The sequence below is a fragment of the Mesorhizobium sp. BR1-1-16 genome (genome assembly GCF_020165495.1).
GTDB lineage: Bacteria > Pseudomonadota > Alphaproteobacteria > Rhizobiales > Kaistiaceae > Kaistia.
This window is the reverse complement of record NZ_JAIUIE010000006.1, coordinates 275,879-297,552: the sequence shown is the minus strand read 5'-3', so window position 1 is coordinate 297,552 and position 21,674 is coordinate 275,879. Positions and strand designations below refer to the sequence as shown.

17 protein-coding genes and 1 pseudogene are annotated in these 21,674 nt (G+C 65.0%); 12 read left to right on the top strand and 6 right to left on the bottom strand.

What is annotated here, in order from left to right:
• From LB518_RS15675 to LB518_RS15655, 5 genes are all read right to left on the bottom strand, one after another.
• Positions 1 to 624: copper homeostasis protein CutC (locus LB518_RS15675; RefSeq protein WP_224578455.1), on the bottom strand; the 624-nt coding region annotated here is incomplete at its 3' end.
• Positions 621 to 1,562 carry an ROK family protein gene (locus tag LB518_RS15670; RefSeq protein ID WP_224578454.1) on the bottom strand — a complete coding sequence of 314 codons (942 nt, stop codon included), beginning with the start codon at positions 1,560 to 1,562 and terminating at the stop codon, positions 621 to 623. The genes LB518_RS15675 and LB518_RS15670, both read right to left, overlap by 4 nt.
• Complete coding sequence (gene nagA, locus LB518_RS15665) at positions 1,559 to 2,731, bottom strand: N-acetylglucosamine-6-phosphate deacetylase (protein ID WP_224578453.1); 1,173 nt, start codon at positions 2,729 to 2,731, stop codon at positions 1,559 to 1,561. The genes LB518_RS15670 and nagA overlap by 4 nt, the downstream gene beginning before the upstream one ends.
• A gap of 28 nt (positions 2,732 to 2,759) precedes the next feature.
• Positions 2,760 to 3,785 carry an SIS domain-containing protein gene (locus LB518_RS15660; protein ID WP_224578452.1) on the bottom strand — a complete coding sequence of 342 codons (1,026 nt, stop codon included), beginning with the start codon at positions 3,783 to 3,785 and terminating at the stop codon, positions 2,760 to 2,762.
• A 4-nt stretch (positions 3,786 to 3,789) separates the two neighbouring features.
• Complete coding sequence (locus LB518_RS15655) at positions 3,790 to 4,581, bottom strand: GntR family transcriptional regulator (protein WP_224578451.1); 792 nt, start codon at positions 4,579 to 4,581, stop codon at positions 3,790 to 3,792.
• 293 nt (positions 4,582 to 4,874) lie between these two features.
• Here LB518_RS15655 and LB518_RS15650 point away from each other — a divergent pair, with 293 nt between their 5' ends.
• From LB518_RS15650 to tam, 5 genes are all read left to right on the top strand, one after another.
• A complete protein-coding gene (locus LB518_RS15650; protein ID WP_224578450.1) occupies positions 4,875 to 5,930 on the top strand; it encodes a Gfo/Idh/MocA family protein in 1,056 nt (351 codons plus the stop codon).
• 178 nt (positions 5,931 to 6,108) lie between these two features.
• A complete protein-coding gene (locus LB518_RS15645) occupies positions 6,109 to 7,329 on the top strand; it encodes an NAD(P)/FAD-dependent oxidoreductase (protein ID WP_224578449.1) in 1,221 nt (406 codons plus the stop codon).
• Positions 7,330 to 7,451: 122 nt separating this feature from the next.
• Complete coding sequence (gene ettA / locus LB518_RS15640; protein WP_224578448.1) at positions 7,452 to 9,104, top strand: energy-dependent translational throttle protein EttA; 1,653 nt, start codon at positions 7,452 to 7,454, stop codon at positions 9,102 to 9,104.
• Positions 9,105 to 9,495: 391 nt separating this feature from the next.
• The gene (locus LB518_RS15635; RefSeq protein ID WP_224578447.1) at positions 9,496 to 10,077 is read left to right on the top strand and encodes an MOSC domain-containing protein; all 582 of its coding nucleotides are present in this window, start codon (positions 9,496 to 9,498) and stop codon (positions 10,075 to 10,077) included.
• A gap of 83 nt (positions 10,078 to 10,160) precedes the next feature.
• Positions 10,161 to 10,931, top strand: a complete 771-nt coding sequence (gene tam, locus LB518_RS15630) for a trans-aconitate 2-methyltransferase (RefSeq protein WP_224578446.1) — start codon at positions 10,161 to 10,163, stop codon at positions 10,929 to 10,931.
• A 3-nt stretch (positions 10,932 to 10,934) separates the two neighbouring features.
• Here tam and LB518_RS15625 read toward each other — a convergent pair whose 3' ends face one another.
• Positions 10,935 to 11,858 (bottom strand): hydrogen peroxide-inducible genes activator, encoded by a 924-nt coding sequence (locus LB518_RS15625; RefSeq protein ID WP_224578445.1) that lies wholly within the window; start codon positions 11,856 to 11,858, stop codon positions 10,935 to 10,937.
• A 146-nt stretch (positions 11,859 to 12,004) separates the two neighbouring features.
• On the opposite strand from LB518_RS15625, the gene LB518_RS15620 reads away from it, so the two are divergent.
• The 7 genes and pseudogenes from LB518_RS15620 (at position 12,005) to LB518_RS15585 (ending at position 21,632) form a co-directional block, all read left to right on the top strand.
• The gene (locus tag LB518_RS15620) at positions 12,005 to 13,483 is read left to right on the top strand and encodes a catalase (protein ID WP_224578444.1); all 1,479 of its coding nucleotides are present in this window, start codon (positions 12,005 to 12,007) and stop codon (positions 13,481 to 13,483) included.
• Positions 13,484 to 13,760: 277 nt separating this feature from the next.
• Positions 13,761 to 14,657 (top strand): SGNH/GDSL hydrolase family protein, encoded by an 897-nt coding sequence (locus LB518_RS15615; RefSeq protein WP_224578443.1) that lies wholly within the window; start codon positions 13,761 to 13,763, stop codon positions 14,655 to 14,657.
• A gap of 143 nt (positions 14,658 to 14,800) precedes the next feature.
• The gene (locus LB518_RS15610; RefSeq protein ID WP_224578442.1) at positions 14,801 to 15,808 is read left to right on the top strand and encodes an ArsR/SmtB family transcription factor; all 1,008 of its coding nucleotides are present in this window, start codon (positions 14,801 to 14,803) and stop codon (positions 15,806 to 15,808) included.
• Positions 15,808 to 16,734: a methylenetetrahydrofolate reductase [NAD(P)H] gene (gene metF, locus LB518_RS15605; RefSeq protein WP_224578441.1), complete on the top strand. Its 927-nt coding sequence runs from the start codon at positions 15,808 to 15,810 to the stop codon at positions 16,732 to 16,734. Before LB518_RS15610 ends, metF begins: the two co-directional genes overlap by 1 nt.
• Positions 16,735 to 16,774: 40 nt before the next feature.
• Positions 16,775 to 20,616: pseudogene (metH, locus tag LB518_RS15595) on the top strand (methionine synthase).
• Between the two features lie 3 nt (positions 20,617 to 20,619).
• Positions 20,620 to 21,315, top strand: coding sequence for an AzlC family ABC transporter permease (locus LB518_RS15590; RefSeq protein ID WP_224578440.1), 696 nt, complete (start codon positions 20,620 to 20,622; stop codon positions 21,313 to 21,315).
• On the top strand, positions 21,312 to 21,632 hold the full coding sequence (locus LB518_RS15585; RefSeq protein WP_224578439.1) for an AzlD family protein: 321 nt from the start codon (positions 21,312 to 21,314) through the stop codon (positions 21,630 to 21,632). Before LB518_RS15590 ends, LB518_RS15585 begins: the two co-directional genes overlap by 4 nt.
• Positions 21,633 to 21,674: the final 42 nt, after the last annotated feature.

Sequence of the window (21,674 nt, the reverse complement as noted above, 5' to 3'; positions counted from 1 at the left end):
GGCAAGGGGGCCGGGGGCCCGGCAGGAGGCATGAACCTCATGGGCCCCAGTCACCGAAAGGATCATGGCGGCATTCTCCGGGCGCACACCCGAACCCGGCATGACTGAAATTCGTCCGTCTGCCTGTTTGACGAGCGCGGCGATGGCGGGGAGCGCCTGATCGGCCTTCGCTGCACCACCTGACGTCAGGATGCGCTCAAAGCCGAGTTCGACGACCGTTTCGAGCGCTTCGGCAGCGTCCGGTACGAGGTCGAAGGCGCGATGCAGTGTCGTGCCGAGGCCTTCGGAATGGGCCGTCAGACGGCCGAGCGCCTCGCTGTCGAGACGGCCGCGCGGTTCCGAAGCGCCCAGCACGACGCCCGCAAGGCCAGCCTCCCTGACGGCGTCGATATCGCGGCGCATCTGGTCGAGATCGGCGGGCGAGAAGACGAAATCGCCCTCGCGTGGCCGGATCATCGCGTAGACAGGGCGGGGTGCCTTGGCCGCGAGCGCGATCAGGCCCGGTGAAGGCGTCAGCCCGCCAAGTGCCAGCGCGCTGCAAAGCTCGATCCGATCCGCGCCGCCGGCAATGGCAGCCGCCAATCCTTCGGCGCTGTCGACGCAGATTTCGAGCGTGACGGTCATCCCTCGTCCGCCGGCGCGGCCGCGAGCATAGCGGCACCGATGAGGCCGCTGGCGCCACGCGTGAGCCCCGGAACGACCAGAGAATGCGGATATTGGGCCAGCACCTTGCCCCGCAGCGACTGGTCGATACGGCTGATGAGCTCGGCATCGGAGGAGAGGCCGCCGCCGCAGGGGATGAGCGACGGGCCGAGCGTGTTGACGATCATGGCGAGCGGGTTGGTGATCAAGTCGACGAAGACGTCGATGGTTGCCGCGGCGGCGGCATCGCCCGCGTGCCAGGCGCGCGTAATCTCGTGGCTGCTCAGCTGCTCTCCCGCGAGCGCGGCGTGGATGCGCTCCATGCCGCGCGCCGATCCATAGGTGTCGACGCAGCCAAGCTGGCCGCAGCCGCAGGCGACGAGGGCAATGCCGCGCCCCCTGACGGCGTCCGCAAGCACAGGCCCGTGGCCCCATTCGCCGGTGACGCCATGCGCGCCGCGCACGAGGCGGCCATTGACGACGAGGCCGCCGCCGACGCCGGTGCCGAAGATGGCGGCGAAGACGATCGGCAAGCCGCGTCCAGCGCCGACGAGCGCCTCGGCAAGCGCGAAACAATCGGCATCATTGCCGACGGTCACGGGGACGCCGAGATGCGCGGCCAGTTCCTCGGCGATCCGGTGGCCGGTGATCGCGGAAATGTTGGCGGCGTTGGCGATGCCGGTCGCGGGATCGACGGTGCCGGCGATCGAAATGCCGATCCGATCGGCGCCGCCTGAGGCATCGACGAGCGAAGCGACGGCGTCCGCGAAATCAGTCCATCCCGTATGCGGCGTCGGCCGCGTCGCGCGCGACGAGATCGCACCGCCCGGCGCGACCCGCGCGATCTCGATCTTGCTGCCGCCAATGTCGAACGCAGCCGTCCGCACGCTGCTCGCCTGCTGAAGGGCCGTCGCCGTCATGCTGCCTCGCCAAGCGCAGGAAACCTCTGCCGCGTGCCGCCGATATAGACGCCGCGCACGCCAAGGTCCGGGGCGAGATGGACGAAATCGGCGCGTGCGCCGGGCGCGATGCGGCCATGCGTGCGATCGATGCCGAGGAACATTGCGGGATAGAGCGAGGCCATGCGCAGCGCCTCGTCGCGCGGAATGCCGACCTGGTCGATCATGAAGCGGAGCGCGGTAATCATATCGAGATCGGACCCGGCGAGCGTGCCGTCGTCAAGGGTCAGCTTGCCGCCGCCGCGCGTGATAAGGCGTCCGTTGAGCGTGATCGAGGGGAGGTTCGAGCCGACGGTCGACATCGCATCGGTGACGAGATAGACGCGCGCCGGCGCCGCCTTGGCCCGCAAGGCGGTGTCGATGGCGCCGGGATGGACGTGGAAGCCATCGGCGATCAATCCGCACCAGACATCGCCGGCTTCGAGCGCCGCGCCGACAAGGCCGGGCGCGCGGTGGCCGAGCTGGCTCATCGCGTTGAAGAGATGCGTGACTCCACGGGCACCTGCCGAAAAGGCGGCACGCGCCATCTCATAGGATGCATCGCTATGGCCAATCGACACCGTCAGGCCGGCGGCGGCAAGGCGCGCGATCTGGGCGGGCGGCACGGTTTCGGCGGCCACCGTGGTGATGACATGGTCGATGCCCGTCGCGGTCAGCCGCTCGAGATCGGCTTCCTCCATCGGCCGGATCAGCTTCGGGTCATGCGCCCCCTTGCGGGCCACCGAGAGATGCGGTCCTTCGATATGCATGCCGAGACAGCCGGGCACCTCGGCCTCGATCGCCCCGCGCACGGCTGCAATGGCAGTGTCGGTGACCTCGGATGTGTCCGTGATCAGCGTCGGCAGAAGCGCCGTGGTGCCGAAGCGGGCGTGGGCGGCGCAGATCGTGCGCACCCCCTCGATGGTCGCCGCATCGTTCAGCAGCGCCCCGCCGCCGCCATTCACCTGCAGATCGACAAACCCCGGCGACAGCAGCCCGCCGCCGAGCTCGATCCTTTCGGCATGCTCGGGCAGCTGTCCCGGCGCGGCAAGACCGGCGACATGACCGTTCTCGACCAGCACCGCGACGTCGCCGAGCCGGCGTGTCCCGTCGAAGACTTCGGCGCCGCTATAGGCCGTCAGCCTTGTCATGATTGTCTTCCTCTGTCGGTGGCGCGCCTCAGACGGTCTCGGTCACCTTCTTCAGGTGGCGCGGCTGATCAGGATTATAACCGCGCGCGACCGCCACCGCCTCGACGAAGCGATAGAAGGAGAGGCCGATCGAGATCGGATCGGTCAGGGCATGACCTGTCGGCGCGATCGGGAGGCGCGGCCCGGCAACATCGGCGGCGGTCGCAGTGAAGATCTGCGCGCCACGTGCATGGAGGGCATTGGCCATCGCCACGAGGCTTGGTGCCGCCGCATCATCGGGAATGAAGGCGAGGAGCGGGAAGAACTCGTCGACCAGAGACACCGGGCCATGCTGCAGTTCGGCGCCGGAATAGGCCTCCGCGTGCAGGATGGCGGTCTCTTTCAGCTTCAGCGCGGCCTCGAGCGCAATCGCGAAGCCGGGGCCTCGGCCGAGCGTATAGAGCGACTTGGCGACGACGACCGTGTCGAAGGCAGGGCTCCAGTCGGTTTCCAGCGCCTTTTCGAGCGTCTCCGGCAACCGGTCGAGAGCGGCCTTGAGCCCGGCATCGTCGCGCCAGGCGGCGATAATGGCGAGCGCGCCGACCACCGCCGTCATGAATGATTTCGTGGCCGCGACGCTGCGCTCGGGGCCTGCGCGGAGCGGAATGAACACATCGGCCTTTGTCGCCAGCGGCGCGTCCTCGACATTGACCAGCGACAGTGTCGTCGCGCCGGCGGCCTTCACGGCATCCATCAGGGCAAGGATGTCGGGGCTCTTGCCGGACTGCGAGACGGCGAGCGCAGCGGCGCCCGCAAGGCGCAGTGGGGCCGCATAGATCGAGGCGATCGACGGGCCGAGCGAGGCGACGGGCGTGCCGGCCGTGATCTCGCAGGCATATTTGAAGAAGGTTGCGGCATGGTCGGAAGAGCCGCGGGCGACGGTGACGATGACCTTAGGGTCGAGCGCCTTCAGGCGCGCGCCGGCCTCGGCGATGGCGTCACGGGATTCGCTCAGCATCCGGCGAACGGCGGCCGGTGCCTCGTCGATTTCGGCGCGCATCAGGGTGGTGCTCATCGTCTCATCCTTCCATTGTCGGGCCGGCTTGAGAGCCGTCAGCTTGCGAGGCGAGGCTCAGCTCGGCGACGAAGTCGCAGGCATCGCCGCGATAATGCGAGCGCGTGAATTCGATCACGCTGCCATCGGGCAGATAGGCGATGCGCTCGATGGCGACGGCCGCGGCGCCAGGCGCGACGCCGAGTAGGGCAGCCTCGGCCCCGCCCAGCGAGACGGCGGTCATTCGTTGCACGGCGCGCACGGGATGCATGCCTGTGGCCGCCAGTGCATCATAGAGAGAGGCTTCAACTCGCATCGGGTCGGAAATGGCGTTGGCCGGAACAACGGCGGCCTCGATTGCGATCGGGTCGCCGTCGACAAGGCGCAGGCGAACGAGCCGTGACACGCGCGTCGTCGGCGACAAGCCGAGGATCGCCGCCTCCTCGCCGCTCGGCAGGCCGGTCGACCGATCGAGCCAACGGGTTCCCGGTACGCGGCCGGTCGCGCGGATGTCCTCGGTGAAGGAGGTGAGGCGGGTGAGCGGCTGCTCGATGCGATCCGCGCCGCGCGAGACAAACGTGCCCGAACCATGGCGCTGCCGCAGCACGCCTTCGTCGACCAGCCCGCGCAGGGCCTTGCGGACGGTGACGCGCGAGACGCCGAGATGGGCGGCGAGATCCCGCTCGGCCGGCAGGGCATCGTTCGGCCGCAGGCGACCTTCCGCGATGCCAGAGCGGATCATCGATTGAAGGCGGAGATAGAGCGGCCCGTCATCAGTGCCGGACAGACTGCCAGCCGTGAAAAGCGTCGTGGTCATGACGAGGCCATCCCGAAAAAGGGCATGTCGTGATTGTCGGCGGCAACGGAAGAGAAGGGTCGACTTGCTGTCATGATGCGCTTCAGGCCGGCCATGCGCCGACTTGCGCGATAATACCAAAATAACGCCACTCGTCGAGAGGCGTCGTGATCGGGGGTGACGAACGCCCGGATCTTTGCAGAATGGAGCTGGCGACCGGCGGGAGGACGACGGCGCGCTTTGGCGGCATTCGAAGCGGCCATATCGTTTCATTTCTGGAGAGACGCGTTTTCGCGGTCTCGTTGTGAGGATCCATGACCGCCAAGCCGCTCCGCGTTTTTGTCGCCGGCCTCGGGCAGATGGGCCAGAGCCACGCGCTCGCCTATCATGCCGAACCGGACTTCGAGATTGTCGGCCTCTACAACCGCTCGCCAGTCGAGCTGAAAGACGAGCTCAAGGCCTATCCGATGGTCGATTCGTTCGAGGCTGGCCTCGCGCTGAAGCCCGATCTCGTCTCGATCAACACCTATTCCGACAGTCACGCGCCGCTGGCGATCGCCGCGATGGAGGCGGGGACGCATGTGTTCGTCGAGAAGCCGCTGGCCCCGACCGCCGAGGAGGCGAGGCGTGTCGTCGAGACCGCCAGGCGAACCGGCCGCAAGCTCGTGGTCGGCTATATCCTGCGCCACCATCCCTCCTGGCAGCTCTTCATCGAGAAGGCGCGATCCTTCGGTCCGCCCTATGTCATGCGGATGAACCTGAACCAGCAGTCGTCCGGCCATGCCTGGCACATTCACAAGCAGCTGATGAAGACGACATCGCCGCTGGTCGATTGCGGCGTGCACTATGTCGACGTCATGTGCCTGATCACCGGGGCCCGTCCGGTCGAGGTGCGTGGCATGGGCGTGCGGCTTTCGGATGAGATCGCGCCGGACCAGGTCAATTACGGCCACCTGCAGGTCATTTTCGACGATGGCTCGGTTGGCTGGTACGAGGCCGGCTGGGGTCCGATGATCTCGGAGACCGCCTTCTTCGTGAAGGACGTGATGAGCCCGCGCGGCGCGGTTTCGATCGTCATGGACGAGGGTGCGAAATCGGACGATATCGACACGCATTCGAAGACGGCGCGGATCCGCGTCCACCACGCCGAGACCGGTCCGGACGGTCGCTTCACCCGCTCCGACGACATGGTGTCGACCGAGGACGAACCCGGCCATCAGGGACTCTGCGACCGCGAGCAGGCCTTCGTGCTCAAAGCCATTCGCGAGGATATCGACCTCTCGGATCACATGCGGGACGCCGTAACCTCGCTCGAAATCGTCCTCGCCGCCGATCTTTCCATGCGGGAGGGGCGAAGCGTGAAGCTGTGAGGGGCGCTTGGGGACGCAGCTGCTGGCGTTGGAACGACCCTCACCCCGGCCCTCTCGCGGGACGGGAGAGGGTAGGGGTGAGGGGCTCGCTTCGCGACCCCGGCTCCAGTCCGGTCCCGCCCTTGTCTTCGCCTTATTCAGGATGCCACTCTCGCGGCCGAATCTGAGGCGATCTTGCATGAAGACCATTCTCATTATCGGCGGCGGCCATGCCGGCGCACAGGCGGCGGCGAGCCTTCGGGCCGACGGCTTTGACGGGCGCCTCGCGCTCATCTCCTCGGAAACCGAGATCCCCTATCATCGGCCACCCCTCTCCAAGGCCTTCATCAAGACGCCGGACGAGGATCTGCAGGAGCTGCGCCCGGCGCTCTTCTACGAGAAGAACGGCATCGATCTCGAACTCGGCCGGACAGTCGTGGCGATCGAGCGCGAGGCCGGTCGTGTTAGGCTCGACGACGGCCATCTCGACTTTGACGGTCTGGTTCTGGCGACGGGCGCCCGGGTACGCGTTCCGCCGGTGCCCGGCATCGATCTCGGCAATGTCTTCATGCTGCGCACGGCTGAAGATGCGCGGCGCCTCAGGAACCGCTTCGCGCTGGCGAACGACGTAGTTGTTGTCGGCGGCGGCTTCATCGGGCTTGAACTCGCTGCGACCGCGCGGCTGCTGGGCAAGACGGTAACCGTCATCGAGGCGGCGCCGCGGCTGATGGGCCGGGTGGTCGCGCCGCAGATCTCGTCCTTCTTCCTCGAGATGCATCGCGGCCTCGGCTCCACGGTGCATCTCGAGACCCCGGTTGCCTCGATCGTCGGCGAGAACGGTGTTGCCGTGGCGGTCGAGACGCTGGCTGGCGAGCGCATCGCCGCCGACACCGTCATCGTCGGGGTCGGCGTGGTGCCGAATATCGAGCTCGCCGCGGAAGCGGGGCTCGATGTCGGCAATGGCGTCATCGTCGATGAAGCGATGCGGACATCTGATCCGCGCATTGTCGCGGCGGGCGATGCCGTGTCGTTTCACCATTGGGCGCTCGGCCGGCCCGTGCGGCTTGAAAGCGTGCAGAATGCCGTCGACCAGGCCAAGACGGCGAGCGCCACACTGATGGGAAAGCCCGAGCCCTACGGCGCCGTGCCGTGGTTCTGGTCGGACCAAGGCGAGTACAAGCTGCAGATGGTCGGGCTCTCCAACGATGCCGATCGCAGCGTGACGCGCGGCCGCGCCGAGGATGGCAGCTTCTCGGTGTTTCACTATCGCGGCGAAGCGCTAGTCGCGATCGATTCGGTCAATCGCGCCAGCGATCACATGCTCGGCCGCCGGCTGCTGGCAATGGGCATCTCGCCTGATCCCGCCACGGTCGCCGACGAGGCTTTCGAGCTGAAGAGCCTGATCGCCCGCGCGCGGTGAGCACGCATTGCAGCCGGTGCGGCGCCGTTTGCGTTGCTCCGCAGCAAGGCATCGACTAGAAGAACGCCAACCCAATCCCCACATCCTGCCCCTCACCGGCGAGCGGGCATCCGGAGCATTCCATGGCGCGGCAGTTCATCTATTTCATGCAGGGCCTGACCAAGTCCTATATGGGCGGCAAGAAGGTCCTCGAAAACGTCCACCTCTCCTTCTACCCGGACGCCAAGATCGGCGTGCTCGGCCCCAACGGCTCGGGTAAGTCGACGCTGCTGAAGATCATGGCCGGCCTCGACAAGGACTATACCGGCGAGGCATGGGTCGCGAACGGCGCAACGGTTGGCTATCTCGCCCAGGAGCCGAAGATCGACCCGACCAAGACGGTGTTCGAGAATGTGATGGAAGGCGTCGCCAAGAAGAAGGCGATCGTCGACCGCTACAACGAACTGATGATGAACTACTCCGACGAAACGGCGGAGGAGGGCGCGAAGCTCCAGGACATCATCGACGCGCAGAACCTCTGGGACCTGGAAAGCCAGGTTGAGATGGCGATGGATGCGCTCCGCTGCCCGCCAAGCGACGCCTCGGTCGAAAGCCTGTCGGGTGGTGAAAAACGCCGCATCGCGCTTTGCCGCCTGCTGCTCGAACAGCCCGACCTGCTGCTGCTCGACGAACCGACGAACCATCTCGATGCCGAATCGATCAATTGGCTCGAAGGGCATCTGCGTGACTATCCCGGCGCAATCCTGATCGTCACCCACGATCGCTACTTTCTGGACAACGTGACCGGCTGGATCCTCGAACTCGATCGCGGCCGTTCGATCCCCTACGAGGGCAACTACTCCGCCTATCTGGAGAAGAAGGCCAAGCGCATGGAGCAGGAGGGTCGCGAGGACATGACCCACATGAAGGCGATCGAGCGCGAGCGCCTGTGGATCCAGCAGTCCCCGAAGGCCCGCCAGTCAAAGTCGAAGGCGCGCATCAAGGCCTATGACGAGCTGGTCGAGCGCGCCGAGGGTAAGACGCTGCAGACCGCGCAGATCGTCATCCCGGTCGGCGAGCGTCTCGGCGACAAGGTCATCGAGGTCGAGAATCTGTCGAAGTCCTATGGCGACCGCCTGTTGATCGACAATCTGTCGTTCAAGCTGCCGCCCGGCGGCATTGTCGGCGTGATCGGCCCGAACGGCGCCGGCAAGTCCACCTTGTTCAAGATGATCACGGGCGAGGAAAAGCCGGATGCGGGCTCGATCTCGCTCGGCGATACGGTGCATCTCGGCTACGTCAACCAGGGCCGTGACGATCTCGCCTCGAACAAGACGGTATGGGAAGAAATCTCCGGCGGCGCTGAAGTTTTCTATCTCGGCAAGAAGGAAGTGAACACACGCGCTTATGCGGGCGCCTTCAACTTCAAGGGCGGCGACCAGCAGCAGAAGGTTGGAACGCTCTCTGGTGGTCAGCGCAACCGCGTCCACCTCGCCAAGCTGCTGAAGGACGCCAACAACGTCATCCTGCTCGACGAGCCGACGAACGACCTCGACACCGAGACCCTCGCCGCGCTTGAAGAGGCGCTGGAGGATTTCGCGGGCTGCGCCGTGATCATCAGCCACGATCGCATGTTCCTTGACCGTCTCGCGACGCACATCCTCGCTTTCGAGGGCGACAGCCATGTCGAGTGGTTCGAGGGCAATTTCGCGGACTATGAGGAAGACAAGAAGCGTCGCCTCGGCCCCGATTCGGTCATGCCGAAGCGCATCAAGTACAAGCGCCTGACGCGCTGAGCTGCGTTTCATCGGGCGATGCACGGCGACGCCGCGCATCGCCCGCCGCCCCACCGGCCCGGCCGGTTCAGGTCTCGCGCCGGCTGTCGCGCAATTGATCGACGGACGGTTCTGCCTGGGTCTTAGGGGCAGGGGCAGAACCGTCCGTCCTTCTTCAGCCCTGAAAGGCCGAAGGTCTCGTCGGCCGCGCCCGTGACAGCGCGGCATCTTTTCGGTTGACGGGCAGGCCAGCGAGGGATCGGCCCTCACGACTTGGCGTTGGCTCTGCCGCGCTGGCGCCTCGGGGTGGCAGGCGCCTTTTTCATGCTGCATGGTGCCTTGCCGAGGCGCTCTAGTCTGTGACCGTCATCACAAGATACGGCTATGATCGATGATCGGTTTCAGAGGTAAGATGAGCGGAATGATCATACCGGCGAAGACGATCAAGGCGGTTGTTGAAGCCGTCTATCTTGCCGACGGGCCTGGCTTCGAGACGCGTACAACCGAGACACTCACCCTCGACTTCGACGGGATCGCCGGTGATCGCCACGCCGGCAAGACGCGAAAAAGTGGCGGTCGCGAGCCCTGGTATCCGCGCGGCACGGAAATGCGCAACGAGCGCCAGGTTTCGATCGTGGCGCGCGATGAACTCGCTGAAGCAGCGTCTGCCATGGGCATTGACGCGCTTCAGCCGGAATGGATCGGCGCCAACCTCGTTCTCGGCGGACTTGAGGCGCTTTCGTGGCTGCCGGCGCGCAGCCGGTTGTTGTTCGCAGGCGGGGCAACGATTGCGATCGATGGCCAGAACGCCCCCTGCCGGTCGGCCGGCGCGGCCATCGCGCGTCATGTTCCCGGCCGCGAGGACTTGACGCTGCTCTTCCCGAGGGCCGCGAAGCATCTGCGCGGCCTTGTCGGCTGGGTCGAAAAGCCGGGGCTGATCAGCGTCGGCGAGGCGGTGTCTGTGCGCGTTCCCGCTCAGCGGCTATATCCCTGAGCCACCTGTCATGGTTGAACGTAGGCGTCATCATTGGGTCGAACGGGGTGGCTACTCAGCCCGAAACGGCGAAAGGAGACACTGTGGCCTGGTCAGCGGAGCAATATCTGAAATTCGAGGACGAGCGGACGCGTCCGGCGCGTGATCTCCTGGCGCAGGTGCCGCTCTCGGCGCCGCGGACGGTCGTCGATCTCGGCTGCGGGCCGGGCAATTCGACGGAACTGCTGGTCGAGCGGTTCGAAGGGGCCGAGGTGACGGGGCTCGATTCCGACGCCGACATGCTGGCTGCCGCGCGCGGCCGGCTGCCGCAATGCCGGTTCGTGGCGGCAGACATCGGAACCTGGATGCCGGAATCCCCGGTCGATCTTCTCTTTGCCAACGCTGTCTTCCAGTGGATACCCGATCATCTCGCGGTGCTGGACCGGCTGATGAATGCGATCACGCCCGGCGGCGTTCTCGCCGTTCAGATGCCCGATAATCTCGGCGAGCCCAGCCATCTCGCGATGGACGCGTCGGCCCATAGTGGTCCGTTCGCGGAGGTGTTTGCCGGCCGGGTGATCCGCCGGCCGCCGCTGCCCGATCCGCGCGCCTATTTCGAGCGGCTTGGCGCCAAGTCCGCACGGCTCGATCTCTGGCATACGGTCTACCAGCACAAGCTCTCTGGCCCCGCCGCGATCGTCGAATGGGTCAAGGGAACAGGGCTTCGGCCCTATCTCGACGCCTTGCCGCCGAACCTCCGAGAGGCGTTCCTCGCCGACTATCTCGCACGCATTTCGGCTGCCTATCCGCCGCTTTCCGACGGCAGCGTGCTCCTGCGCTTTCCGCGCCTCTTTCTGGTCGCGGTGAAGCGGTAGCGCTCAGGCATCCGCCAGCGCCGGCGAGGCCGGCTGGCCGATCTTCATCGCGGCCAGCACCAGATCGCCCAGCGCTTCGAAATCGCTGCGGCGCGGCGATGATCGGCGCCAGACGAGGCCGATCTCGCGCTGCGGCTCTGGCTCGGCAAAACGGGAGAGGGCGATGCGCCGGTCCCTTGCCTCGACGTCGACGCAGATTTCCGGCAGCAGCGTGACGCCATAGCCGTTGGCAACCATCTGCATGATCGTCGCAAGGCTCGCAGAGCCGAAGCTCGCCTGCAATTCGGACTTCTGGATCCGGCAATAGGTCAGGGCCTGATCGCGCAGGCAGTGGCCCTCCTCGAGCAGAAGCAGGCGATCCGGCGGGATGGCATCCGGGCTAGCGGGCGCCGCGGCGTCGTCATCCGCGCCGGCGCGGCGGGCGAGTAGGAAGCGATCGACGAAGAGCGGCCGGCTTTCGAGATTGGCGTCGCCTGATGGCAGCGCCATCAACAGCACATCGAGCCGCCCCTGCACCAGTTCCTGCTTCAACTGATCCGTGCGCGTCTCGCGGAGATGCAGTTCGAGCCCAGGATAGGCCTCATGCACCAGCGGGAGCACTTTCGGCAGCACATAGGGCGCTACAGAAGGGATGACGCCGAGCTTCAGCGTGCCGGAAAGCACGTCGCCGCCCTGGCTGGCGAAATCGGTCAGGTCGCGGACGTCGCCCAGAATGCGTGTCGCGCGCCGGGCGATTTCCTCGCCTTTTGGCGTCAGGGCGAGGCGGCGTGCGCCGCGCTCGATCAGCGGCAGCGACAGCGTCGCTTCCATTTCCTGGATCTGCTGTGAGAGCGCGGGCTGCGAAATGCCGCATTCGTCCGCGGCGCGCCCGAAATGAAGATGGCGCGACAGGGCATCGAAATAGCGCAGCTGACGAAGCGTGATCATGGTGTCTGCCGGAACGAAGGGCTCGGCGATAAGCTAAGCTTATCGCTCGCTCCATTCAATATGATTGGAACCGATCCAAGCTGCGTGGCATGGTGTGCCCATGATGACGGCGGCGATGAGCCGTTCCGGATGAAATGGAGTGCGCCATGACTGAAAAAACGACACCCGATCCGTTGACGACAACGGCCGGCGCGCCGATCGCAGACAATCAGAATTCACTGTCGGCCGGCGAGCGCGGTCCGCTGCTGATGCAGGACTGGCAGCTTGTCGAGAAGCTGGCACACCAGAATCGCGAGCGCATTCCCGAGCGCGTTGTGCACGCCAAGGGTTGGGGTGCGCATGGCACGCTGACGGTCACCCACGACATCACGCCCTACACGAAGGCGAAGATCTTCGGCGAGGTAGGCAAGAAGACCGATCTGATCGCCCGATTCTCGACCGTCGCCGGCGAGACAGGCGCTGCCGACGCCGAGCGCGACGTGCGCGGCTTTGCGGTCAAGTTCTACACCGAAGAGGGCAACTGGGATCTCGTCGGCAACAATACGCCGGTGTTCTTCGTCCGCGATCCGCTGAAGTTCCCCGATTTCATTCACACGCAGAAGCGTCATCCGAAGAGCAATCTCCGCTCGCCGACGGCGATGTGGGACTTCTGGTCGCTCTCGCCGGAGAGCCTGCATCAGGTGACGATCCTGTTCTCGGATCGCGGCCTGCCGCAGAACGTGCGCCACATGCATGGCTTCGGCTCGCATACCTTCTCGTTCATCAACGCCGCGAACGAGCGCTTCTGGGTCAAGTTCCACTTCAAGTCGCTGCAGGGCATCAAGAACTGGACCAATGGCGAAGCGGCAGGCGTCGTCGGCCAGACGCGCGAGTCGACGCAGGAGGACCTCTTCGGCTCGATCGAGCGCGGCGAATTCCCGCGCTGGCGCTTTGCCGTGCAGATCATGCCCGAGTCCGACGCCGACAAGACGAGCTATAATCCCTTCGACCTCACCAAGGTGTGGCCGCATGGCGACTATCCGCTCATCGATGTCGGCATCATGGAGCTCAATCGCAACGCGGATAATTACTTCGCGGAGATCGAGCAGGCGGCGTTCTCGCCGTCTAATATCGTGCCAGGCATTGGCTTCTCGCCGGACAAGATGCTGCAGGCGCGCATCTTCTCTTATGCGGACGCCCACCGTTATCGCCTCGGTACGCATTACGAGGCGCTGCCGGTCAACCATCCGAAGGTTCCGGTCCATAACTATCACAAGGACGGGCAGATGCGCTTCTTCCCCCCGGGTGCGCCGGCGGATGCCTATTACGAGCCGAATTCCTTCTCCGGCCCGAAGCAGGACGAGCGCTTCCGTGAGCCGCCGCTGAAAATCAACGGCGACGCCGACCGCTACAATCACCGGGTCGGCAACGACGACTACACTCAGGCTGGCAATCTGTTCCGCCTGATGTCGGACGCGCAGAAGGAGCAGCTTTTCGGTAATGTCGCCGCGGCGATGCAGACGGTTCCGGTCGAGATTATCAACCGGCAATTGGTGCACTTCTACCGCGCCGATCCCGACTATGGCATCGGCGTCGGCAAGGCGCTCGGTCTGCCGACGGACGGATTGGCTGTCGCCGCCGAATAGTCCGGACAGAGCGCGGGGCCACCCGCGTTCGCTTCTCCAAAAGGCCTCCACGCGCAAGCGTGGGGGCCTTTTTCGTCTGTCCTGTCAGCTCGATTCTGGAGGGAGGCTGCGATCTCGCCATCCAGCAGGCGCTGGGCCGGCATACGTCCTTGGGCTAAGGCGTGGAAGGAGATATGCAACTCAATAGACGCATGAAAATTCTGATTGCATCAAAGGTTGTATTACGCGCTAAAGTGATAGCCGGTTTGATATACACTTTTTGGGTGTGGAGCTGGCTATGGGTGTTGCGCTGCTCGTCGTGGTGGCTGTTTTGCTGTTTGGCGTCCTCGTTGTGGAGGTTGCGGCCAGATGGAGCCGGGTCTCCGATGTCCCGCTGTTCAATGTCGACAAGAGCTTCGGCCACATGCCGAAGCCGACCCAGAGCGGGCGTTTTCGTCGTCGCTACGACTGGTGTTTCAACGACCGAGGGATGGGCGTAGCGGATCCTTTTGATGCTGCTGCGCCGGACGGCCTTGTCCTGGTCGGCGACAGCATCGTCTTCGGGCAACTCAAGATGCGGCAAGCCGACCGTCTCGGGCCTGTGCTCGGCGCTCTGACAGGCGCCGCCGTTTGGCCGATCGCATCGCCCGGCTGGTCCCTGCAGAACGCGCTCGCATTTCTCGAGACAACGCCGGATCTGGTCGCGTCAGCACGCGAGATCGTGCTCGTGCTGAACTCGGGCGACTTCAAGGGCGCGAATTCCTGGGGCTCCGAGGCCAACCATCCGCGATTCCGCCATGCCTCGGCGGTCTATCTGGTCGCCTACAAGCTCGCCAGGAAGACCCGGCTGTTCAAGCCGTCGACCGAATTCAAGGTCGCCCATCGCGACTGGCAGCCGATGCTGGCGGCGCTTGCTGCCGCGACAACGGCGCGTTTCGTCGTGGCGCTTTATCCACACAAGGCGGAGACGGAGGATCGCGGTCTGGCACAAACGGCGCTGCTGTCTTTCGGCGCTTCGATTTCCGAGATCCTCGGCCCGGAGGCCGTGATCATCGACATCGGCGCTGATCCTGAATGGACACCAGCTTTCTATGTCGATGGAGTTCACCCCAACGCAGCGGGGACGCGCCGCCTCGCGAAAGTGATCGCCGCAGCGCGCAATCGGCAGATGGAGCAGTCTTCCCTCGCGGCCTAGCTCGGTAACCAAGCCGAGACGTCGGCACCTGAAAATCGAAATCGCCGCGCGCGCGCCTTCAAGGCCTTTACTCATATAAAGATATCTTTATATCTTGTTGGCAATGCCGGATCGCATCCGGCTCGCCGACGGAGATGTAACGCGTGACGGGTGCCTTGCAGACGCTGGATTCGGAAACGCTCGTGACCGCGCTGAAGGCGGCGGGCGAGTCGACGCGTCTGCGTATCCTGGCGCTGCTCAGCGAGAGCGAGCTGACGGTCAAGGATCTCACCTCGATCCTCGGCCAGTCGCAACCGCGCATCTCGCGGCATCTGAAACTGCTCGCCGATGCCAATCTCATCACGCGCTATCCCGAAGGCGCCTGGGTCTACTACCGGGTTGCCGAAGGTGGGGCAGAGCGCCGGCTTGCCGATGATCTCGTCGCGCTTTGCGATGCCGATGATCCGGCCCTGCTGCGTGACCGCGAGTGGCTTGCCAATGTCAAGCGCGAGCATGCCGCCGAGGCACTGCGCTATTTCGCGCGGAACGCCGCCGCCTGGGACCAGATCCGCTCGCTGCATCTGCCGGATGCGGCCGTGGAGACGGCGATGGTCTCGCTGCTCGGCGACCGTCCGGTCGACCGCTTTCTTGATCTCGGCACCGGGACGGGACGGTTGCTGGAACTCTTTTCCGGCCTCTATCGCACGGGGATCGGCATTGACGCGTCCACGGCGATGCTCGCTGTCGCGCGCGCCAATCTCGACAAGATCGGGCTGTCGCATGCACAGGTTCGCCTCGGCGAGATCATGAAGCTGCCGATGCCGCGAGACAGCTTCGATCTCGTTGCGATCCATCAGGTGCTGCACTATCTCGACGATCCAGCCGAGGCGCTCGCCGAAGCAGCGCGTGTGCTGCGTCCAGGCGGGCGGCTGCTGATCGTCGACTTTGCGCCGCATAACCTCGAATTCCTGCGCGAAAAGCATGCCCATCGCCGGCTCGGTTTCTCGCATGAGATGATGCTGGGCTGGACACGGCAGCTTGGGCTTGAAATGGACAAGGTGCTTGACCTCGGCGCAGGCGCTGGGGCTGACAAATTGACGGTGACGCTCTGGCTGCTGCGCGATCCGCGTTTCAACATTGCCGGAGCCGATCGGGGGCTGGAGACCGCATGATGACAGATGCAGCCGCGCGCGCGAGCCGCACGGGCAAGAGCCTGAGCGACCTCAGGGTGTCGTTCGAATTCTTCCCGCCGAAGACCGAGGCGATGGAGGAGACACTGTGGCGTTCGGTCGAGCGGCTGGCGCCGCTGGCGCCGGACTTCGTGTCGGTCACCTATGGCGCAGGTGGATCGACCCGCGAGCGCACCCATGCCACTGTCGCGCGCATCCTGTCCGAGACCGCATTGAAGCCGGCTGCGCATCTGACCTGTGTCGGCGCGACGCGGGCCGAGGTCGATGCGGTCGTTGACAGCTATGCCGAGGCGGGCGTGCGCCACATCGTGGCGCTGCGCGGCGACCCGGTGGAGGGAATCGGTACGGCCTATCGGCCGCATCCCGGCGGCTATGACCGCGCGGCCGATCTTGTCGGAGCGATCCGATCGCGCCATCCCGAGATCGAGGTCTCCGTCTCCGCTTATGCCGAGCGTCATCCGGAGAGCCCGGACTGGTCGATCGAGATCGACAATTTGAAGCGGAAGGTCGATGCCGGCGCGAGCCGGGCCATCACGCAATTCTTCTTCGACAACGATCTCTATTCGGCCTTCCTCGACCGCGTCGCCGCCGCTGGCATCTCGATCCCGATCGTACCGGGCATCGTGCCGGTCCTGAATTTTTCGCAGACCGCGAAATTCGCCGAGAAGGCTGGCGCGAGCGTGCCGGACTGGTTCGCCGCGCGCTTCGAGGGGCTTGAGGATGACGCGGCGACGCGGCAACTCGTGGCTGCGGCTGTCTGCTCCGAACAGGTGCTCGATCTGGTTGATCGCGGTGTTTCGGATTTCCATTTCTACACGATGAACCGCGCTGATCTCGTCTACGCGATTTGCCATCTTCTCGGCATGCGGCCGGTTAAGCCAGCCGCGCCGGATGCCGCGGCGGCGTGACACGACCGGTGATATTCAGACGCGAAAAGGATCACGACCGATGAGCCACGCGACAGACCTCGGCAATCCGGAGCTCGCTGCCGCTGCGCAGAAGCGCATTCTCGTGCTTGACGGCGCGATGGGCACCATGATCCAGCGCCTCAAGCTCACGGAGGCGGATTTTCGCGGCGAGCGGTTCAAGGACTGGCCACGGGATCTGAAGGGCAACAACGACCTGCTGATCCTGACCATGCCGGATGCGGTCGAGGCGATACATCGGCAATATTTCGAGGCCGGTGCCGACATCGTCGAGACCAATACGTTCTCGTCGACCTCGATCGCCCAGGCCGATTACGGCATGGAAGCGCTCGCCTATGAGCTCAATCTCGAAGGCGCGCGCGTAGCACGCCGCGCCGCCGATGCCGTCGCAAAGGAAACCGGCATTCCGCGCTATGTCGCCGGCGCGATCGGGCCGACCAACCGCACCGCCTCGATATCGCCGGACGTCAACAATCCGGGCTTCCGCGCCGTTACCTTCGATGATCTCCGCACGGCTTACGCCGAGGCGGCGCGCGGGCTCGTCGATGGCGGCGCCGACCTCATCCTGATCGAGACGATCTTCGACACGCTGAACGCCAAGGCGGCGGTGGCCGCCGTCGAGGACGTGTTCGAGGAAAAGGGCATCAAGCTGCCGATCATGATCTCCGGCACGATCACCGATCTCTCGGGCCGGACGCTATCGGGCCAGACCCCGACCGCCTTCTGGTATTCGCTGCGCCACGCCGAGCCATTCTCGATCGGCCTCAACTGCGCGCTCGGTGCCCGCGAGATGCGCGCGCATATCGACGAGATCGGCCGTGTCGCTGATACCTTCGTCTGTGCCTATCCGAATGCCGGCCTGCCGAACGAGTTCGGTGAATATGACGAGAGCCCCGAGGCGATGGCGAAGCTGGTTGGCGAATTCGCCCGCTCCGGCCTCGTCAATGTCGTGGGCGGCTGCTGCGGCACGACGCCCGATCATATCAGGGCGATCGCCGGCGCGGTGAAAGGTGTCGCCCCGCGCACCATGCCCGACATTGCGCCGCAACTGCGCCTGTCGGGCCTCGAGCCCTTCGTCAGCGCCGCCTGAGACGCGTCGGCGTTCGGATGGGATGTTTCGGCGGCGTGAAGCCCGTATAGAATAGACCCAATTCAAGAGATGACGGCCGCAACCCCCGGGATGATCCAATGACCACCGCCACGGCGTCCTTCATCAATATCGGCGAGCGCACCAACGTCACGGGATCGGCGCGCTTTCGCAAGCTGATCACCGCTGGCGACTACAACGCCGCGCTCGATGTCGCGCGCGAGCAGGTCGCCAATGGCGCGCAGATCCTCGACATCAACATGGACGAAGGCCTGCTCGATTCCGAGTTCGCCATGGTCACCTTCCTCAACCTGCTTGCCGCCGAGCCGGATATCGCCCGCGTCCCGGTCATGATCGATTCGTCGAAATGGTCGGTGATCGAGGCGGGGCTGAAATGCGTCCAGGGCAAGCCAATCGTCAACTCGATCTCGATGAAGGAGGGCGAGGAGCCCTTCCGCGAGCAGGCGAAGAAGCTGCGCCGCTACGGCGCCGCCGTCGTCGTGATGGCGTTCGACGAGAAAGGCCAGGCGGACACCTTCCAGCGCAAGACCGAGATCTGCGCCCGGGCCTATCGCATCCTGACCGAGGAGATCGGCTACCCGCCCGAGGATATCGTTTTCGATCCCAATGTGTTCGCGATCGCCACGGGCATCGAGGAACATGACAATTACGGCGTCGATTTCATCGAGGCGACGCGCTGGATCCGGCAGAACCTGCCGCATGCGCATGTCTCGGGCGGCGTCTCGAACCTTTCCTTCTCGTTCCGCGGCAACGAGTCCGTCCGCGCCGCGATGCATTCGGTGTTCCTCTATCATGCCATCGCCGCTGGCATGGACATGGGCATCGTCAATGCCGGCGCGCTGCCTGTCTATGACGACATCGATCCGGAACTGCGCGAGCGCTGCGAGGACGTCGTCCTCAACCGGCGCAAGGACTCGACCGAGCGGATGCTCGAGATCGCCGAGCGCTTCAAGGGCGGCGCGTCGCAGAAGAAGGAAGCCGACCTCTCCTGGCGCGAATGGCCGGTCGACAAGCGCCTCGAACACGCGCTGGTATCGGGCCTCACCGATTTCATCGAGATCGATACGGAGGAGGCGCGCGCGCGCTCGACGCGGCCACTCGACGTGATCGAGGGTCCGCTGATGGCCGGCATGAATGTCGTCGGCGATCTCTTCGGCGCCGGCAAGATGTTCCTGCCGCAGGTGGTCAAGTCGGCGCGCGTCATGAAGCAGGCTGTCGCCTATCTGATGCCGTTCATGGAGGAGGAGAAGCGCCGGCTCGGCACGACGGGCACGTCGTCCGCCGGCAAGATCTTGCTCGCCACCGTCAAGGGCGATGTGCACGACATCGGCAAGAATATCGTCGGCGTCGTGCTCCAGTGCAATAATTTCGAGGTCATCGATCTCGGCGTGATGGTCCCGGCTGCCAAGATCCTCGCCGTTGCAAAGGAGCAGAATGTTGACGTCATCGGCCTTTCCGGTCTGATCACGCCCTCGCTCGACGAGATGTGCCATGTCGCGTCCGAAATGGAGCGCGAGGGCTTCGACGTGCCGCTGCTGATCGGTGGAGCCACCACGTCTCGCGTGCATACCGCCGTAAAGATTCATCCGAATTATGCGCGCGGGCAGGCGGTGCATGTGCTCGACGCGAGCCGCGCCGTCGGTGTCGCCTCCAGCATGCTCGGCCGCGACAAGACGAGCTATGTCTCGGACATCCAGACCGAATATGCCCGTATCGCCGAAGCGCATCAGCGCGGGCAGGACGCGAAGCGCCGGATTACGCTCGCGACGGCGCGGGCGGATGCCCTCAAGCTCGACTGGTCGACCTATCGCCCAGTGCGGCCGAGCTTTCTCGGCCCGAGGCTCTTCCGCGATTATCCGATCGCCGAACTCGTGCCCTATATCGACTGGACGCCTTTCTTCGCCACCTGGGAAATGAAGGGCACATACCCTCAGATCCTCGAGGACGAGAAGGTCGGCGCCGCCGCGCAGTCGCTTTACGACGATGCGCGGGCGATGCTGGCCAAGATGGTCGACGAGAAGTGGATCAGCGCCAATGGCGTGATCGGCTTCTGGCCGGCCAATGCCGTAGGGGATGATATTGCGCTCTATGCTGATGAGACCCGCACCGCCGAGGCCGCGCGGCTCTTCACGCTGCGCCAGCAGATCGCACGCTCGACCGACAAGCGCCGTCACGTTGCGCTCGCCGATTTCGTCGCGCCGGCCGGATCCGGCGTTGCCGATTATGTCGGCGGCTTCGCGGTCACGGCCGGCATAGGCGAGGAAGCCGTCGCGGAGCGCTTCGCCCGCGCCAATGACGATTATTCCAAGATCCTCAGCCAGGCCCTGACCGATCGTCTTGCCGAAGCCTTTGCCGAGCGCATGCATCAGCGCGTGCGACGCGAGTTTTGGGCTTACGCGCCTGACGAGACGCTGGAGCCCGCCGAATTGATCCGTGAGACCTATGCCGGCATCCGCCCCGCACCCGGCTATCCGGCGCAGCCTGACCATACCGAGAAGCGGACGCTGTTCGATCTGCTCGATGTGGAGGCGACCGCCGGGATCACGCTCACCGAAAGCTACGCCATGTGGCCCGGCTCGTCCGTCTCAGGCCTCTATTTCAGCCATCCCGAGAGCTTCTATTTCGGCGTCGGCCGGGTTGAGGCGGATCAGGTGGCGGATTATGCCGCGCGCAAAGGCTGGACGGTTTCTGAAGCGGAGCGTTGGCTCGCGCCGATCCTTAACTATGATCCCGTTCGGGTCGAGGCGGCGGAGTAGACTGTGTCGCCATACTTTTCGCGGGATGGATTTTCCCGCGGCTTTTTCGAAGGCATCGGCCTGTTGCCGGGCATGATCGCCTTCGGGGCCGTCTTCGGCGTGCTGGCCGACGGGGTCGGGCTTTCGGTCACCGGCGCGGCCGCGATGAGCCTGTTCGTGTTCGCGGGGACGGCGCAGCTTCTCGCCTTGCACTCATGGGGCGCACCGGACCTCCTCGTTGCGGTGGTGGTGTCCGTCATCGCGATGAACGCGCGTTATGTCCTGTTCGGCGCGGCGATCCAACCCTGGATGCGCGGCCTGCCGCCCTTGATCGCCTATGCCTCGCTCTTTCTGATGGTCGATGCGAACTGGGCGGCGGGCATGCGCGAGCGCGATGCGGGACGGCATGACATCGCCGTCTTCGTCGGCATGGGCACCGCCTTCATGATCGGCTGGATTGCGGGCACCGTCGCCGGGGCGGGCTTCGGCCCTCTGCTTGGCGATCCGCGCCGGCTGGGGCTCGATTTCTTCCTGCCGGCCTTCTTCCTCTCGCTTGCCTGCGGCTTCTGGAAGGGGCGGGGCGATCTTCTGCCTTTCGCCATCGGTGCAGCCGTTGCACTCGTCTTTGATCGCTTCGTCGGTGGCTCCTGGCACGTGCTGGCCGGCGGACTCGCTGGCAGCCTGACATCGGCGTTCCTGCCCGCAAAGGCCAAGGCATGAACGTCGATCCATCGACCACGTCGGGCCTTGTGATCATCATCTTTGCGATGACGGTCGCCGCCTATCTGACGCGCGTGTCCGGCTTCTTCCTGATGCGGTTTGTTGCGGTGACGCCGCGGGTCGAGACATGGCTGAAGGCGCTGCCGCTCGCGATCATGGGCTCGATTCTCGCGCCGATCGCAGCCCATGGCGGTCCGGCGGAATATGCAGGCTTTGCCGCGACGATCGCTGTGTTTCTGTGGCGCCGCAACGATATCCTCGCCGCCTTTGCCGGCATGGCGGCCGTGGCGTTGATGAGGGCGTTCGTCGGCGTGTAGCTGCGCTTCGTCGAATCTGGCAGCTTCAGGCGCGATACTCGG